This is a genomic window from Sulfoacidibacillus thermotolerans (assembly GCF_003144315.1).
GTDB classification, from domain to species: Bacteria; Bacillota; Bacilli; order Alicyclobacillales; family SLC66; genus Sulfoacidibacillus; species Sulfoacidibacillus thermotolerans.
This window is the reverse complement of sequence record NZ_MPDK01000002.1, coordinates 1-16,646: the sequence shown is the minus strand read 5'-3', so window position 1 is coordinate 16,646 and position 16,646 is coordinate 1. Positions and strand designations below refer to the sequence as shown.

Genomic DNA, 16,646 nt, shown 5'->3' with positions numbered 1-16,646 from the left:
AATCACCTCAATTCACTCTGTCGACCAGCAAGACGATCGCTTCCACAGCAATCCCTTCTCGCCGCCCAATAAAGCCCATTTTTTCCATCGTTGTCGCCTTGATGCTTACATCTTCTATCCTCACAGATAGTTCGTGCGCCAATAATTCGATCATACGATGCTTATACGGGGAGATTTTTGGAAATTCTGCAAGGATCATGACATCAACATTCCCGACGCGATATCCACGTTCCCCTATTAACTGGATTACGCGGCGCAGTAAAACCACACTCGACACACCGCGAAACTGCTCATCCGTATCTGGAAAATGATCTCCAATATCGCCAAGTGCTGCGGCACCTAAAAGCGCATCCATCACTGCATGCAAAAGTACATCTGCATCCGAATGTCCATCAAGACCTACATCGCTTGGAATCTCAACCCCTCCTAAAACAAGAGGACGACCCTTGATAAAACGATGAACATCAAAACCTAATCCGACCCGCACGAAACCGCCTCCCACAATCGCATATACGCGAGGTCATCTTGATCTGTAAGCTTGATGTTCCACTTTGATCCACGAACAAGTGATACAGATTTTCCAATCCGAGCGAGTAGGACCGTATCATCCGTTCCGTGAAAATTGTCAACTTGTGCGGCCACATGCGCTTCATAAAGCCACTCACGCAAAAAAACCTGCGGTGTTTGCACTGCCCATAAACCTTCTCGATCTATATGCTGAGCGACTTTGGTGCTTCCATCTGAACGTTTGAGCGTATCAATTACAGGATGTGCCAACGTAGCTGCACCAGTAGCGATTGCTTCCTTCAATACTGCTGAAAAATCCGCTTGTGTTAGAAAAGGTCGTGCACCATCATGGACTGCCACATATCGTGTTTTGGCAAATTGCAACCCTTCCCATACCGATGCTTGTCGATCAACACCACCAGCAGTGATCGGTACAGCATACAGACCGCGTTCATCTAAAGCAATTCGCGCACGTTGCAAATCCGTAGGATGGACAACGACAAGACAGGAGGTAATCCCGAAAGAAAGCAACCGTTCAACCGTAAAAATAAACAACGGACGACCACAGAGCATAAGCCATTGCTTTCGCTCTGTGGCGCCCATCCGCGTACCCGTACCAGCTGCCATCACAAGCACAGCCACTTCTTCCATGACATTCTTGTCAAACTGGGTTCCCAATGTGTGCATCTCCATTGCTATCACAAATCACAAAGTGTGGACTTTGCACGATTATAGCATGGAAGCATGGCTATGGAAAATCACAGCGCTTTCTCAAACACCTTGGGTTTAGCAAAAATCATCCGTCCAGCCGAGGTTTGTAAAACACTCGTCACCAACACATCCAAACGATGTCCGATAAAATCGCGTCCACCTTCTATGACAATCATCGTACCATCGTCCAAATAACCAATGCCTTGCCCATACTCTTTCCCGTCCTTAATAATTTGAACTGTAATCTCCTCGCCAGGCAAGACTACAGGTTTAACTGCATTGGCAAGATCATTGATATTTAGCACCGATACACCCTGTAGTTCTGCCACTTTATTTAAATTAAAGTCATTCGTAACCACTTTACCGCCGAGCTGTTTAGCAAGTTTAACCAGCTTGCTATCCACTTCTGATAACTCTTCAAAATCTATTTCTAGCACTTGAACTTTCACTTTTAACTCTTTTTGAATGCGATTTAAAATATCGAGACCTCTACGACCTCGATTGCGCTTCAAGACATCTGAACTATCAGCGATATGCTGTAACTCTCCAAGCACAAAAGAGGGGATAATTAATACACCGTCGAGAAAGCCCGTCTCGACAATATCAGCTATCCGTCCGTCAATGATGACGCTAGTATCCAAAATCTTTGCCTCCCCTACGCGGGGAGAGGAAGCTTGTGCTCCTTTGTTTCCCCTGTCACGCCCCCCCTTAGATAATAAGGACGGGATTAGCGAGAAAATTTCCTCGCGGCGCGAGAAGAAGATACGAAAACCAAGATAGCCTAATAAGACGGAAGCAAAAAATTGCACAAGAATACCAATAACAGGAATATGTCCAATCGCCGGTGTTACCACAAAGGCAATTCCGAGTCCAATCACAAGACCAAGGACGCCAGATAACAAATCGACAAGCGGTGTGCGAATCAACTTGTCTTCCAGCCAGCGAAACCATTCGACAAACGGATCAACTACAAATGTTGCGATAAACATCGCAACTAATCCACCGACTATTGCCGAAGTGACATCTTCCCAAGGAAACAAAGGAACATGAATGAGTGCGAAAACGCGTTCTCCATATGCTCCTCCAAGCGCCAAACCAATGACAAAGAAAAAAATCTGAACCAATCTGCGTACCAACATGTGTCACCTCCTCTACATCAGTATAGACAAGCATAAAACTTTTAAACGTAATTGTTTACAGCTTATCACAGCGTTTGTAAAGGGGTCAATTGCGAAAACTCCATCAATTCCATAGAATTACTCCTCTTTATTCGTGCGTAGATCCATATGCATCGCGGCGTCTTGCACGTCTTTTTCGAATCATATGCAAATCATACCAAACACCATACCCGCCATATAGGGCCAAAACGATAAAAATCGCTCTTGCTACCAAATTACGATGGTGAATTAAGACGAAAGCAACCACAATTGCTAGAAATGGGACCACAACGTAAGCAAAGCGCGGGACAGCCAAATGTTTAAAGTTAGGATACTTCGTTTTACTAACCATAAGATAACTCAATGCCAGCGTTAAAAGAGGAAGCCAAAATGTAGGAATAAGTCCATGATAAAGCGCAAATGTTGCAAGAATGCCCCCCGCTGCCGTAATCGGCAACCCGATAAAATAATGCCGTTGACCCGTCTGTACATTAAACCGTGCCAAACGCAACGCGCCTGCAACAGGAAACGCACAGGCAATAAACGCCCCAAGCACACCAAGGTTGCGAAGAACCACATCCCACATGATAATGGACGGCGCTATACCAAAAGTGACAATGTCAGAAAGCGAGTCGAGTTGTTTGCCAAATTCGCTTGAGATACCTAGTGCTCGAGCCACACGACCATCTAACCCATCAAATGCCATACCGACAATGACAAACAAGGCCGCCACTTCATACGATCCTTGCACAGATAACATCAGAGAAACCATTCCGAGTATGAGGTTAAGAAGTGTGAGTAAATTTGCGAGTGAGTTGCGCATAAAGTCCTCCTCCACACCATCTTGTTCCTTATTTCACTACTTTAAACTTTAGAGATTACGCTCAAGGAATGCGAGTTCTTGCATACGCTTTAACCCCTCTTTAATCGAACGCGCGCGAACCGATCCAATTCCCTCTACATCGTCTAGTTCCTCAACAGTAGCAGAAACAATTTTCCCAAGCGTCGTAAACTCTTCAGTCAAATTTTCGATCACAGGTTGGGGCAAACGTGGAATCTTGTGCAAAATGCGATAGCCCCGAGATGCAATATTTGCTTCCGCTAGATTGTTAATCCCTGAGTATCCAAGTGCGTAGACGATCGCTTGCCCATTCAATACCTCTTCTGTATCCAGCGAATGAATCTCTGTAAGAATTTGATGGGGTGTAAGCTCTTGGTTGCTTGCCGAATAATCTTTTACGAGGAGGTAGGCTTCCTCTTCCACGCGTGAAACTAGCTCATCCATCTGCATAGAAATCAGTCGACCTTCAGAACCCAGTTCAGTGATATAGCGCTTGATTTCCGCCTTAATGCGCAACACCATTTCAAAGCGCTGAATAACACCAACAACATCCTGCAATGTAACAATTTCATCCATTTCTAGTGCGGACAAATTGGATAGAGTAGAATCGAGCACTGCTTTGTATCTCTCTAATGTCTGCATTGCTTGATTAGCCTTTGTGATGATTCGACTGATGTCATTGAGTGCATAGCGATCCGTCGCTTGGTACAATGTGATCACATTGCGTCGCTGTGAAACGCAAATCACGAGCCTGCCAGTTTGTTTAGCTACACGTTCGGCCGTGCGGTGTCTCGTCCCCGTTTCACCAGTTGGAATCGATGGATCAGGATTGAGTTGCGTATTCGCAAACAGAATGCGCTTGGCATCTTCGCTTAAAATGATCGCCCCATCCATTTTTGCAAGTTCATAGAGTCGCGCAGGACTAAAGTCACAATTGATCGCGAATCCCCCGTCAATTAAAGACTCTACAAGTTGATCAAACCCGATGACAATGAGACCCCCAGTCTTAGCGCGTAATACATTGTCAATGCCCTCACGAATTGGTGTCCCCGGCGCCACCATGCGTAACGTCTTCATCATCGTCGCTTCACCGCGCTTTGTGTCATCTCGTTCGCGCACTTTCTCACCCTCCTAGCGCTAAGCGCAAAGCTTCTTGAAGTGAATGAACCCCAATCACTTCGATTTCAGAAGCAATCGACGAATCTGCTCGCTTCATGTTTCCAAGTGGTGCTAGCACGCGCGAAAAGCCAAGTTTGGCAGCTTCCGAAATCCGCTTCTCTAAGTGTGTCACAGCCCTCACTTCACCCGTTAGGCCAACTTCGCCAATGAGGACAATTCCGGAACGGATGGGTTCATCTTTGAAACTTGAGGCAATGGCAACTGCAATGCCAAGATCCACTGCTGGTTCATCCATCCGTACTCCACCTACTACATTGACATATGCGTCCTGGCTTTGAAGATATAACCCCAAGCGCTTCTCCAAAACAGCCATAAGCAGAGATACCCTGTTATAATCTACACCTGAAGCCATTCTCCGCGGCGTCCCGAACGCCGTCGGCGTCACAAGCGCCTGCACCTCAATGAGCATGGGCCGCGTTCCTTCAAGACTACTTACAACAGCAGATCCAGCTACACCACGAGAACGTTCCGCCAAAAATATTTCAGATGGACTAAGTACGTCAACAAGCCCGCCTGATTGCATATCAAAAACGCCAATCTCATTCGTCGAACCAAATCGATTTTTTACGGCACGCAATATCCGAAAGCGCTGATTGCGGTCCCCTTCAAAATAAAACACAGCATCCACCATGTGTTCCATCAGTCGCGGTCCCGCAATCGTCCCATCTTTTGTCACATGTCCAACGATGCAAGTCGCAAGGTTTCGCTCCTTTGCGAGTCGCAATAGCGCCATCGTGCACTCTCGCACCTGTTGACTGCTGCCTGGAGCACTCTGAATGTGCGCGCGTGACATCGTTTGAATTGAATCGACGATCAATAAATGTGGGCCAAGCGCATGCACATGCTCTGCAATCACATCGACATCTGTCTCTGCCAAAACATAGAGCGCATCGTGCAACGCCCCCAATCGCTGAGCCCGCAATCGCACTTGTTGCACAGATTCTTCACCCGTCACATAGAGAACAATCCATTCTGCACGCGCAACGAGTTGAGCAGTTTGTAACAATAAAGTTGATTTCCCGATTCCTGGATCCCCGCCAACAAGAAATACTTCTCCCGGAATAATGCCACCACCAAGCGCTCGATCAAACTCAGCACTTCCTGTAGAAAAGCGCAACGTCTCTGCAGTTTCAACTTCATGTAAACGCATCGGTGAACTGGATTTTAACACATGATGTGCTGAATCCACACCTCGTACAGAAGCAACCTGGATAACTTCCTCAATCATCGTACCCCAGCCGCCACAACCCGGACAACGTCCAAGCCACTTCGGACTTTCTGTTTGGCACTCTTGACAAACAAATTTCGTCTTTTGCTTTTTCATAACGCCTCCACTATACATGAGGACACAAAAATTGGCTAGTAAAATTAAGGAGGAAAACGGCCGCAAGAGGAGCATGATCCCGCCTTGCGACCGTTTCATCACAATCCTTTTAAGTTCTTGCCATAACCCCAACTATCAATGGTTTTAATCGCAATTACTGCGACTGTAGCGGTTGCGGCGAGAGCCGTTTCACCTGTAATCCGCCGGCTGGATCGACATCAATTTCCACCTCGTCACCACTTGCAATCGTTCCTGCAAGCAACGCTTCAGAGAGTTTGTCTTCAATATGTCGCTGCATCGCGCGCTTAAGTGGTCGAGCGCCATATTGAGGATCAAAACCCTCTTTTGCCAAAAAGTCTTTCGCAGCTTCCGTCAACCTTAGGCGCAGACCATACTCTTCCAGACGCTGCCCGAGTTCTTTCGCAAGCAAAGTGACAATTTGAGCAATATCCGCTTGTTCGAGCGGATGAAAGACGATCAGATCATCAATCCGATTTAAAAATTCAGGACGGAATGTCTTCTTTAATTCTTCCATCACACGATCCTTCATGTCGAGATACGCACTATCATGATTACTCGTAAAGCCGAGCGGCCCACCTTTACGGATCATTTGCGCTCCCACGTTGGACGTCATGATAATGACCGTATTGCGAAAATCAACAGTTCGTCCTTTCCCATCTGTCAGACGTCCATCATCAAGCGCCTGCAATAAAATGTTAAAGACTTCCGGATGCGCCTTTTCAATTTCATCGAGCAAGACGACAGAATAGGGCTTGCGCCGTACTTTTTCCGTTAACTGCCCACCTTCTTCATAACCGACATATCCTGGAGGCGCTCCAACTAACCGAGCCGTAGTATGTCTCTCCATAAATTCTGACATGTCAACGCGAATCATCGCATCCTCATCACCAAACATTGCTTCCGCCAAGGCGCGGGCCAATTCCGTTTTCCCAACTCCAGTAGGGCCGAGAAAGATAAAAGAGCCGATCGGACGTTTTGGATCTTTCAAACCAGCACGTGCACGTCGAATGGCGCGACTCACTGCTTCCACCGCTTCATTTTGACCAATTACACGCTCATGCAATAACTTCTCCATATTGAGTAACCTTGTCGATTCCGCCTCGGCCAGTTTCTTCACAGGAATTCCCGTCCACGTAGAGACAATCTCTGCAATGTCTTCCTCTGTAACAGCGACATCATGCGAATCTTGACGTTGTTGCCACTCTAGCCGGCGCCGCTCCAATTCATCGCGCAACTTTTGTTCTTGATCGCGCAAAGATGCTGCCAACTCAAATTCTTGTGCCTGAATGGCCGAATCCTTTTCCGAACGAATTTCTTCTAGTCGCACTTCAAGGTCCTTTAAATTAGGAGGCGCTGTATATGTGCGTAATCGTACGCGCGAAGCTGCTTCATCAATCAAGTCAATCGCCTTATCCGGCAAAAAACGATCTGTAATATACCGATCCGACAGCCGCACCGCTGCTTCCACAGCCGCATCGGTAATTTTTACCCGATGATGTGCTTCATACCGGTCACGTAAGCCATACAAAATTTGAACCGCTTCATCAGCCGTCGGCTGATCCACTTTAATGGGCTGAAATCTCCGCTCTAACGCCGCATCTTTTTCAATGTGCTTGCGATACTCATCTAGCGTTGTCGCTCCGATACATTGCAGTTCTCCTCGTGCAAGCGCAGGCTTTAATATATTAGATGCGTCAATCGCTCCTTCTGCACCACCAGCTCCGATTAAAGTGTGCAACTCATCAATAAACAAAATCACATTTCCTGCGTTACGTATTTCATCCATGATCTTCTTGAGTCGATCTTCAAATTCACCGCGATATTTTGTACCTGCAACAACGGTCCCCATATCAAGAACCATCACGCGTTTATTGCGTAACGTCTCAGGGATTTCGTTTGATACGATACGCTGAGCAAGTCCTTCTGCGATTGCTGTTTTACCAACACCAGGTTCACCAATCAAGACAGGATTGTTTTTGGTCCGCCGCGATAAAACTTGAATAACGCGTTCAATTTCAGAAGCGCGCCCAATCACTGGATCCAATTTGGAATCTCGCGCCAATGCAGTCAAATCGCGAGCTAAACTATCAAGAGTCGGTGTGCTTGCAGCAGGCGTCCCCGCCTCAGAATTGCTCTCAGGTGAATCCGCACCAAGTAGCTGCAATACGGTCTGTCGAGCCTTCGATAAGTTGATCCCAAGATTACCCAAGACGCGAGCAGCAATACCTTCTCCTTCACGAATCAATCCAAGCAAAATGTGCTCTGTCCCAATATAGTTGTGACCTAGCTTGCGCGCCTCATCCATTGACAACTCGATTACTTTCTTTGCGCGCGGCGTATAAGTCGTCCCCGTAGTATTGCCTGGGCCACGGCCAATAATTTTTTCTACTTCGCGCTGAATTTTATCGCCTGTAACCCCTAAACTGAGTAATGCCTTGGCAGCAATGCCCTCTCCCTCTTTGACAAGACCAAGTAATATATGCTCTGTCCCAACTCCTGGATGCCCAAGACGCACCGCTTCTTCATGCGCAAGTGTCAACACTTTTTGCGCCCTTTCAGTAAAGCGATTGAATAACATGTTAATCCCCCATTTCTTTCCTATCCATTTTAATCAAAGTCATTGTGTACTTTTTACACTTAAAAAAGATCTTTCAAATCGTTACGATTGCACCTGATCCATGCGCAAACGTTCGCGAATCAATGAAGCCCGCTTGACATCGCGCTCTCCTGGATTCATTTCATGCCCGTAGTATTTCTGCAAGAACCCCGGTTGTGTTGCCACCATCAGTTCTTTTAGAATATTTGCGGAAACGCCCTTAATAATCCCCAAATCAATCCCTAATCTCACATCTGACAGACGCTGCATCGCTTCTTTCGAGTCAATCTGTCGCGCATAAGCAAGAATTCCAAACGATCGGCACACGCGATCTTCGATTGGATCTTTACTTTGCTGGAGTAAATGCTGACGTGCTGTGCGTTCATGATCGATGATTTGTTTCACGACACCATGTAAGTTACTCAGAATTTCTTGCTCGCTCTGCCCAAGTGTAATCTGGTTAGAAATTTGAAACAGATTTCCCAGCGCATCCGTGCCTTCTCCATAAATACCGCGCACAGCGAGACCCACATGCGTTACGGCTGACAAAATCCGCTGAATGCTGCCTGTCAAAACAAGCGCTGGCAAATGCACCATCACAGATGCGCGCATTCCTGTCCCGACGTTCGTTGGACAAGCAGTGAGATATCCTTTCGTCTCATCAAACGCATAATCGAGACTCGTTTCTAGTGCATCATCTAATCGATCAGCAAGCGCATAAGCGGCATCCAATTGATATCCCGGAAGTAGACACTGCATACGCAAGTGATCCTCTTCATTCACCATAACACCGAGTTCCTCGTCATCACGCAAAATGACGGCGGATCCCGAAGACTCGATTAACGCTGGGCTTACCAAGTGTTTTTCTACTAGCACCGCTTGCTCTACAGGGCTTAAATCATTCATTTTCAGAATTTCAAAATGCCCAAGTTGCTTTACTTGTGGTTGCTCTACTGCTTTTTCCACTGTTTGAAGTACAGCCTGTTTATCACTTTCTGATGCGATCAGAGGAAAAACATAGCCCGTCAGATTACGCGCAATCCGCACACGACTACTGATGACAATATCAGATTCTGGACCCTCATCGCGTAACCACTTACTCGACGCCTGCGATAAGAAATCGCTCAATGACATACAGACAACCTCCTGTCTGCAACAAAAGTTCTAAAGTACACTTAAATTTGAGTGTCTGGTAGCACGCGTGAAAATGATTTACGCATCACTGCCAATTTGTTGCTCTAAGCTGCGGATGCGATCGCGCAGTTGCGCAGCTTCCTCAAATCGTTCCTCTAAAACGCTGAGTTGCAGTTCTTTACGCAATTGGCTTAATTCTCGCCGCAGCGTCATCGCTCCGCCTCTTCGTTTAGGAATTTTCCCTGTATGGTGATCAGCACTTTGTACTCGCTTTAAAAGTGGACCCAATTGCTCAGAAAATGTTTCGTAGCAATGCTCACATCCGAATTGACCCATTTTGACAAATTGCTGAAATGTAAGCCCACAGTGTTCACATCGTGGAGCTGGTGCATCTGACCGTGGGGCTACGCTCGAATCAAAATGCAGTAACCCTGACAGCAACTGATTTACAGAAAAGGGACCTGCTAATGCTTGGTAGGCAGCTTGCCCCTTCTGGCTTGCGCACACTTCGCACAAATGGTATTCATTTTTCTTCCCCTGTACAATCTCCGTATAATGTACAGTTGCTGGCCGCTGTCCACATTGTTCACAGAGCATGGCTCGTCACCTTCCTTACTAAAGGACAAACTCATCTAACTGTTTGATTAAGTGTCGACAATTTCTTCTTCAATCCACAGGTTATACACATGGTGTGAATAAGTTGTGGATAACCTGTTTAAATAGCGCTGCTTACCCTGATTTACCATCACGATGCATATATACGGCTGCCAGCATCGCTGCTAATAACCGCGCACGTAACATATCACGTTCAGGGAGTGGAAGGACTAATACGTCGCGCGAGATGGCCGTCCTTAACATCGATGCTTCTCTTGACGACAAGACTCCATCCGTTTCAAGGCGCCACAAAATTCCTTCTGCTTCCCTCTGCGCAATGCGATCACCAACATCGCGAATCAATTGTTTCATCTCGCTTAAATCCACCGTCGCTGCGCGCCGAATGCGAATATATCCTCCGCCGCCTCGCTTTGACTCGACGATGTATCCGCGTTCCAGAGTAAACCGAGTCGCAATCACATAATTAATCTGCGAAGGTACACAAGAGAAAAGTTCAGCCAAATCACTCCGCTGTACTTCAATTACACCATTTGCACTCTTCGCAAGCAGGTCGGACAGATAGGCTTCAATGAGATCCGCTGTGCTTCTCACGTTCCCAAGATCCACCACCTCTGACTTTGACTTTATTTGACCTTACGGCTTAATTATATTCAACCAAATGCCCATTGTAAATATCCTGACGATCATATTGGTAAATTTTTTTCTTTATTTAGCGTCTCAACCACTCACTGTACTTATCTCATCATATCAAGAAAAATCCTAATGAAAAAACCATGTCGTCACATGCCCGACATGGTTAGAATCTCCGAAAACTTTTTTACTATGCGATCCGCCCCTGCAAATTCCTCTGCTTGCGCAAAACCAAAAGCACATCCGATCACATATAATCCATTTTGCCGACCGGCCTCTACATCAGTTAAGCGGTCCCCCACCATAAAGCCCTGCTCATGAGCAATATCCTTGCAAGCGATGCGCACTAAATCTACCTATGAGTTCACTTGATAGCCACCCGCTGTATAGAGCCCTACAAAGAAATCCCGAAGCTCAAAATAATCCACGATTGCCGCAATATAATCTGGCATTCCGTTACTCGCTACCGCCAACGATGCACCAAGTTCCCGTAGTTGCCAAAGCGTTTCTTTCACTTCCGGATAAAGAACTCCCTGCCCTTTAGCAATCAACTCCAACTCAGCTTTTAATAACAACTCATCAGCCAGTGCCTGTTCCTGTTGATTCAGTGAACGTCCAAATAACTCAGCCCATATCCGCTCATGGGTATACCCAAACACACCCGTGATTTGCTTATCTGTGATCTTTTCCGGAATTTCCAATCCTTCGCTTCTCAGTTTAACAAACACCTCGTGAAATGCAGGAATTGCCACACGCTCCGTCTCAAATAACGTCCCATCCATATCAAATAACCACAATTGTTTACTCATACAAGCACCTCCAAAGTTGTTCATAACATAAGAAACGTTATCATTATAACAACTTAAAGGCACACGCTCTGTTACTTTGCGTGTGCCTTTTGCGTAGTGTATCGATGTTGTCTGGCAACGACCTACTCTCCCAGGACCCTGCGGTCCAAGTACCATCGGCGCTGGAGGGCTTAACCGTCGTGTTCGGGATGGGTACGGGTGTGTCCCCTCCGCCATCATCACCAGACGTCTCAAGGCCCCTGATCTTCTCAGGTGCCCCTGAGCGAAATCCTTGCGGATTCCTTCACAACTAGAGGTGACTTGCACAGGATAGATTTTCGTGAGGATAAGCCCTCGACCGATTCGCATCCGTCTGCTCCACACGTCGCCGTGCTTCCACACCGGACCGATTGACCTTGTGTTCTTCAAGGGGTCTTCCCTCGTTTTACCGAGCGGGAGATGTCATCTTGAGGGAGGCTTCGCGCTTAGATGCTTTCAGCGCTTATCCCGGCCCGACTTGGCTACCCAGCGCTGCACCTGGCGGCACAACTGGAACACCAGCGGTCGGTTCGTCCCGGTCCTCTCGTACTAAGGACGACGCCTCTCACATCTCCTACGCCCGCGGCAGATAGGGACCGAACTGTCTCACGACGTTCTGAACCCAGCTCGCGTACCGCTTTAATGGGCGAACAGCCCAACCCTTGGGACCGACTTCAGCCCCAGGATGCGATGAGCCGACATCGAGGTGCCAAACCTCCCCGTCGATGTGGACTCTTGGGGGAGATCAGCCTGTTATCCCCGGGGTAGCTTTTATCCGTTGAGCGACGGCCCTTCCACCTGGCACCGCCGGATCACTAAGCCCGACTTTCGTCCCTGCTCGACCTGTCCGTCTCGCAGTCAAGCTCCCTTTTGCCTTTGCACGCACCGCGCGATTTCCAACCGCGCTGAGGGAACCTTTGGGCGCCTCCGTTACTCTTTAGGAGGCGACCGCCCCAGTCAAACTGCCCACCTGACACTGTCCTTACGCCCGCTTCAGGGCGCCAAGTGAGAAGAAAAGTACCTCAAGGGTGGTATCCCAACGTCGGCTCCACCAAGGCTTGCGCCCTGACTTCTTCGCCTCCCACCTATCCTGTACATGACGTACCCTTCCTCCATATCAAGCTACAGTCAAGCTCCACGGGGTCTTTCCGTCTAGCCGCGGGTAACCTGCATCTTCACAGGTATTACAATTTCACCGGGTCTCTCGTTGAGACAGCGCCCAAGTCGTTACGCCATTCGTGCGGGTCAGAACTTACCTGACAAGGAATTTCGCTACCTTAGGACCGTTATAGTTACGGCCGCCGTTTACTGGGGCTTCAATTCAGAGCTTCGCCTTGCGGCTGACCCCTCCTCTTAACCTTCCAGCACCGGGCAGGCGTCAGCCCCTATACGTCGCCTTTCGGCTTTGCAGAGACCTGTGTTTTTGCTAAACAGTCGCTTGGGCCTTTTCACTGCGGCTGACTCGCATCAGCGCCCCTTCTCCCGAAGTTACGGGGCCATTTTGCAGAGTTCCTTAACGAGAGTTCTCCCGCGCGCCTGAGGATCCTCTCCTCGCCTACCTGTGTCGGTTTCCGGTACGGGCACTTGCGTCCTCCCTAGAGGCTTTTCTTGGCAGTTCGCGCTCCGGAGCTTCGCTACTTCTCTTCGCTCCCCTTCCACGCTCAGAGTTCTCGCCGTGCGGTTTTCCCTGCACGACCCCCTTACGTGTTAGACGGCCTCTTCCATCCGGCCGCTCTCCTTGCGCCCCTGCGTCCCCCCTTCGGTCATGCAGACGCCTGTGGTACGGGAATCTCTACCCGTTGTCCATCGCGTACGCCTCTCGGCCTCCGCTTAGGTCCCGACTTACCCTGGGTGGACGAGCCTTCCCCAGGAACCCTTAGGCTTTCGGCGGACCAGATTCTCACTGGTCTTTTCGCTACTCATACCGGCATTCTCACTTCCAAGCGCTCCAGCTCGCTTCCCAGCTCACCTTCTCCGCCCTTGGAACGCTCCCCTACCATAGTTTCCTATCCATAGCTTCGGTGTCCAGTTTAGCCCCGTTACATTTTCCGCGCAGCGTCACTCGACCAGTGAGCTATTACGCACTCTTTCAATGGTGGCTGCTTCTAAGCCAACATCCTGGTTGTCTATGCACCGCCACATCGTTTCCCACTTAACTGGCACTTCGGGACCTTAGCTGTTGGTCTGGGCTGTTTCCCTCTTGACTACGGATCTTAGCACTCGCAGTCTGACTGCCAAGGCTACAAGTCTGGCATTCGGAGTTTGACTGGGTTCGGTAACCTTCTGCAGGCCCCTAGCCCAATCCGTGCTCTACCTCCACCTTGCATCGCCCTTGACGCTCGCCCTAAAGCGATTTCGGGGAGAACCAGCTATCTCCGTGTTCGATTGGAATTTCTCCCCTACCCCCAACTCATCCCCTGACTTTTCAACGTCAGTGGGTTCGGGCCTCCATAGCGTGTTACCGCCACTTCACCCTGGTCAGGGGTAGATCACACGGTTTCGGGTCGTCGTCGGCAAACTCCCGCCCTCTTCAGACGCGCTTTCGCTCCGGCTCCGGAATCTCTCCCTTAACCTCGCTTGCCATCGACACTCGCCGGTTCATTCTACAAAAGGCACGCTGTCATCCCTTGCGGGACTCCAACTGCTTGTAAGCACACGGTTTCAGGTTCTCTTTCACTCCGCTCCCGCGGTCCTTTTCACCTTTCCCTCACGGTACTTCTTCACTATCGGTCGCTAGGTTGTATTTAGCCTTAGGAGGTGGTCCTCCCTGATTCAAACGGGATTCCTCGTGTCCCGCCCTACTCGGGGTCAATTCTCAGCTTCTCTCAGCGTTTCGACGACGGGGCTCTCACCCTCTCTGGCCGGCCTTCCCATGCCGTTTGTCTACGCTGACTCTCCCCTGTGGAACCTGTGCATGGCCCCTACGAATTGCCCCACTACCCCAATCCCGCATCGCTTGCACGCTGTATCACGTAATTGGTTTAGGCTCTTTCCCGTTCGCTCGCCGCTACTTGGAAAATCACGTTTGTTTTCTTTTCCTCGGGGTACTGAGATGTTTCAGTTCCCCCGGTGCCCTCCGTGTAACCTATGCATTCAGTTACCGGTCTCTTTCCTTCGAAAGAGAGGTTCCCCCATTCGGAAATCCTCGGATCTTCGCCTGCGTACGGCTCCCCGAGGCATATCGGTGTTCGCCCCGTCCTTCTTCGGCACCTAGCGCCTAGGCATCCTCCGTGCGCCCTTCCTATCTTATCCTCATCCTACGCTTGCCTTACCTTCTCTTTGCGCTCGCGCTCCGGTTCCCCGTCGCCTCGTGCGCTCCTATGTTTCACCTCTAGTTGTCAAGGAACCCCTGAAGGTCGCCGCAGGTCTTTCCCCCTGCGTCCATCCTTCAAAACTAAATGCAAGTAAGAGATCGTCCGCTTCTGCCCTCTTTAGGCTTACTTCCTTAGAAAGGAGGTGATCCAGCCGCACCTTCCGATACGGCTACCTTGTTACGACTTCACCCCAATCGCGAATCCCACCTTCGGCGGCTGGCCCCCTCGCGGGTTACCTCACCGACTTCGGGTGTTACCCACTCTCGTGGTGTGACGGGCGGTGTGTACAAGGCCCGGGAACGTATTCACCGCGGCATGCTGATCCGCGATTACTAGCAATTCCGGCTTCATGCAGGCGAGTTGCAGCCTGCAATCCGAACTACGAACGGCTTTTCGGGGTTCGCTCCACTTCGCAGCTTCGCTTCCCGTTGTACCGCCCATTGTAGCACGTGTGTCGCCCAGGACATAAGGGGCATGATGATTTGACGTCATCCCCGCCTTCCTCCGGTTTGTCACCGGCAGTCATCTGTGAGTCCCCACCTCTACGTGCTGGTAACACAGATCAAGGGTTGCGCTCGTTGCGGGACTTAACCCAACATCTCACGACACGAGCTGACGACAACCATGCACCACCTGTCTAGCGTGCCCCAAAGGGGAGGGATCTTCTCAGATCCGGTCACGCCGATGTCAAGCCCTGGTAAGGTTCTTCGCGTTGCTTCGAATTAAACCACATGCTCCACTGCTTGTGCGGGCCCCCGTCAATTCCTTTGAGTTTCAGTCTTGCGACCGTACTCCCCAGGCGGAGTGCTTATTGGGTTTCCTTCGGCACCGGAGGTGGTACCCTCCGACACCTAGCACTCATCGTTTACCGCGTGGACTACCAGGGTATCTAATCCTGTTTGCTCCCCACGCCTTCGCGCCTCAGCGTCAGGTTTCGTCCAGCAAGGCGCCTTCGCCACTGGTATTCCTCCACATCTCTACGCATTTCACCGCTACACGTGGAATTCCCCTTGCCTCTCCGACCCTCAAGTTCCCCCGTTTCCAAGGCCATCCCAGGGTTGAGCCCTGGCCTTTCACCTCAGACGCAAGAAACCGCCTGCGCGCGCTTTACGCCCAGTCATTCCGGACAACGCTTGCCCCCTACGTATTACCGCGGCTGCTGGCACGTAGTTAGCCGGGGCTTCCTCCTTTGGTACCGTCTCACATCGAGCATTCCCTCTCCATGCCTCTCGTCCCAAATGACAGAGCTTTACAATCCGAAGACCGTCTTCGCTCACACGGCGTTGCTCCGTCAGGCTTTCGCCCATTGCGGAAGATTCCCTACTGCTGCCTCCCGTAGGAGTCTGGGCCGTGTCTCAGTCCCAGTGTGGCCGGTCACCCTCTCAGGTCGGCTACGCATCGTCGCCTTGGTGAGCCTTTACCCCACCAACTAGCTAATGCGCCGCGGGCCCATCTCTTAGCAGCGCTTGTCTGCGCCTTTCCTTCCTCCTTCATGCGAAGAAAGATCCCATCCGGGATTAGCACCCGTTTCCAGGCGTTATCCCCGTCTAAAAGGTAGGTTACCCACGTGTTACTCACCCGTCCGCCGCTCATGGATTGTTACATCCATCCGCTCGACTTGCATGTATTAGGCACGCCGCCAGCGTTCGTCCTGAGCCAGGATCAAACTCTTAAATCATGTCGCTTCCGTGCTCTTTTCGTCGTCCGTCTCTTCTTGCATTTAGTTTTCAAGGATCAACTCGCTACCTTCTTGCGCCGCCGCTCGCGGCGACATCGAGTAATATAGCATA

The 16,646-nt window shown here is 49.7% G+C and carries 12 protein-coding genes and 3 rRNA genes; all 15 read right to left on the bottom strand.

The features are described from left to right. Window positions 1-7: 7 nt before the first annotated feature. Window positions 8-487 carry a 2-C-methyl-D-erythritol 2,4-cyclodiphosphate synthase gene (gene ispF / locus BM613_RS00405; protein WP_109429189.1) on the bottom strand — a complete coding sequence of 160 codons (480 nt, stop codon included), beginning with the start codon at window positions 485-487 and terminating at the stop codon, window positions 8-10. After that, window positions 472-1,185 carry a 2-C-methyl-D-erythritol 4-phosphate cytidylyltransferase gene (gene ispD, locus BM613_RS00400; protein ID WP_181362794.1) on the bottom strand — a complete coding sequence of 238 codons (714 nt, stop codon included), beginning with the start codon at window positions 1,183-1,185 and terminating at the stop codon, window positions 472-474. Before ispD ends, ispF begins: the two co-directional genes overlap by 16 nt. An 80-nt stretch (window positions 1,186-1,265) precedes the next feature. After that, window positions 1,266-2,354 (bottom strand): PIN/TRAM domain-containing protein, encoded by a 1,089-nt coding sequence (locus BM613_RS00395; protein ID WP_109429578.1) that lies wholly within the window; start codon window positions 2,352-2,354, stop codon window positions 1,266-1,268. A 130-nt stretch (window positions 2,355-2,484) separates the two neighbouring features. Further along, window positions 2,485-3,198, bottom strand: coding sequence for a CDP-diacylglycerol--serine O-phosphatidyltransferase (pssA, locus tag BM613_RS00390; protein ID WP_109429187.1), 714 nt, complete (start codon window positions 3,196-3,198; stop codon window positions 2,485-2,487). Window positions 3,199-3,246: 48 nt separating this feature from the next. Next, entirely contained in the window at window positions 3,247-4,296 is a 1,050-nt protein-coding gene (gene disA, locus BM613_RS00385) for a DNA integrity scanning diadenylate cyclase DisA (protein ID WP_109429577.1), read from the bottom strand. A gap of 43 nt (window positions 4,297-4,339) precedes the next feature. Next, window positions 4,340-5,719, bottom strand: a complete 1,380-nt coding sequence (gene radA / locus BM613_RS00380) for a DNA repair protein RadA (protein ID WP_109429186.1) — start codon at window positions 5,717-5,719, stop codon at window positions 4,340-4,342. A 154-nt stretch (window positions 5,720-5,873) separates the two neighbouring features. Further along, window positions 5,874-8,318: an ATP-dependent Clp protease ATP-binding subunit gene (locus BM613_RS00375; RefSeq protein WP_109429185.1), complete on the bottom strand. Its 2,445-nt coding sequence runs from the start codon at window positions 8,316-8,318 to the stop codon at window positions 5,874-5,876. Between the two features lie 81 nt (window positions 8,319-8,399). Then, on the bottom strand, window positions 8,400-9,470 hold the full coding sequence (gene mcsB / locus BM613_RS00370) for a protein arginine kinase (RefSeq protein WP_109429184.1): 1,071 nt from the start codon (window positions 9,468-9,470) through the stop codon (window positions 8,400-8,402). A gap of 78 nt (window positions 9,471-9,548) precedes the next feature. After that, a complete protein-coding gene (locus tag BM613_RS00365; RefSeq protein ID WP_109429183.1) occupies window positions 9,549-10,067 on the bottom strand; it encodes a UvrB/UvrC motif-containing protein in 519 nt (172 codons plus the stop codon). Window positions 10,068-10,199: 132 nt separating this feature from the next. Next, window positions 10,200-10,676 carry a CtsR family transcriptional regulator gene (locus BM613_RS00360; protein WP_109429182.1) on the bottom strand — a complete coding sequence of 159 codons (477 nt, stop codon included), beginning with the start codon at window positions 10,674-10,676 and terminating at the stop codon, window positions 10,200-10,202. Window positions 10,677-10,864: 188 nt separating this feature from the next. Continuing rightward, on the bottom strand, window positions 10,865-11,062 hold the full coding sequence (locus BM613_RS00355) for an HAD family hydrolase (protein ID WP_281267796.1): 198 nt from the start codon (window positions 11,060-11,062) through the stop codon (window positions 10,865-10,867). Between the two features lie 9 nt (window positions 11,063-11,071). Next, entirely contained in the window at window positions 11,072-11,524 is a 453-nt protein-coding gene (locus tag BM613_RS00350) for an HAD family hydrolase (RefSeq protein WP_181362792.1), read from the bottom strand. A 109-nt stretch (window positions 11,525-11,633) separates the two neighbouring features. Beyond that, window positions 11,634-11,750 (bottom strand): 5S ribosomal RNA (gene rrf, locus BM613_RS00345). Window positions 11,751-11,845: 95 nt separating this feature from the next. Next, window positions 11,846-14,794 (bottom strand): 23S ribosomal RNA (locus BM613_RS00340). A 197-nt stretch (window positions 14,795-14,991) separates the two neighbouring features. Then, window positions 14,992-16,534 (bottom strand): 16S ribosomal RNA (locus BM613_RS00335). The 16S, 23S and 5S rRNA genes sit together here, the layout of an rRNA operon. Window positions 16,535-16,646: the final 112 nt, after the last annotated feature.

Coding starts and splice junctions, on each gene's coding strand:
- pssA (WP_109429187.1), bottom strand. CDS start 3,198: ATGCGCAACTCACTCGCAAATTTACTCACACTTCTTAACCTCATACTC.
- disA (WP_109429577.1), bottom strand. CDS start 4,296: ATGATGAAGACGTTACGCATGGTGGCGCCGGGGACACCAATTCGTGAG.
- radA (WP_109429186.1), bottom strand. CDS start 5,719: ATGAAAAAGCAAAAGACGAAATTTGTTTGTCAAGAGTGCCAAACAGAA.
- BM613_RS00375 (WP_109429185.1), bottom strand. CDS start 8,318: ATGTTATTCAATCGCTTTACTGAAAGGGCGCAAAAAGTGTTGACACTT.
- mcsB (WP_109429184.1), bottom strand. CDS start 9,470: ATGTCATTGAGCGATTTCTTATCGCAGGCGTCGAGTAAGTGGTTACGC.
- BM613_RS00365 (WP_109429183.1), bottom strand. CDS start 10,067: ATGCTCTGTGAACAATGTGGACAGCGGCCAGCAACTGTACATTATACG.
- BM613_RS00350 (WP_181362792.1), bottom strand. CDS start 11,524: ATGAGTAAACAATTGTGGTTATTTGATATGGATGGGACGTTATTTGAG.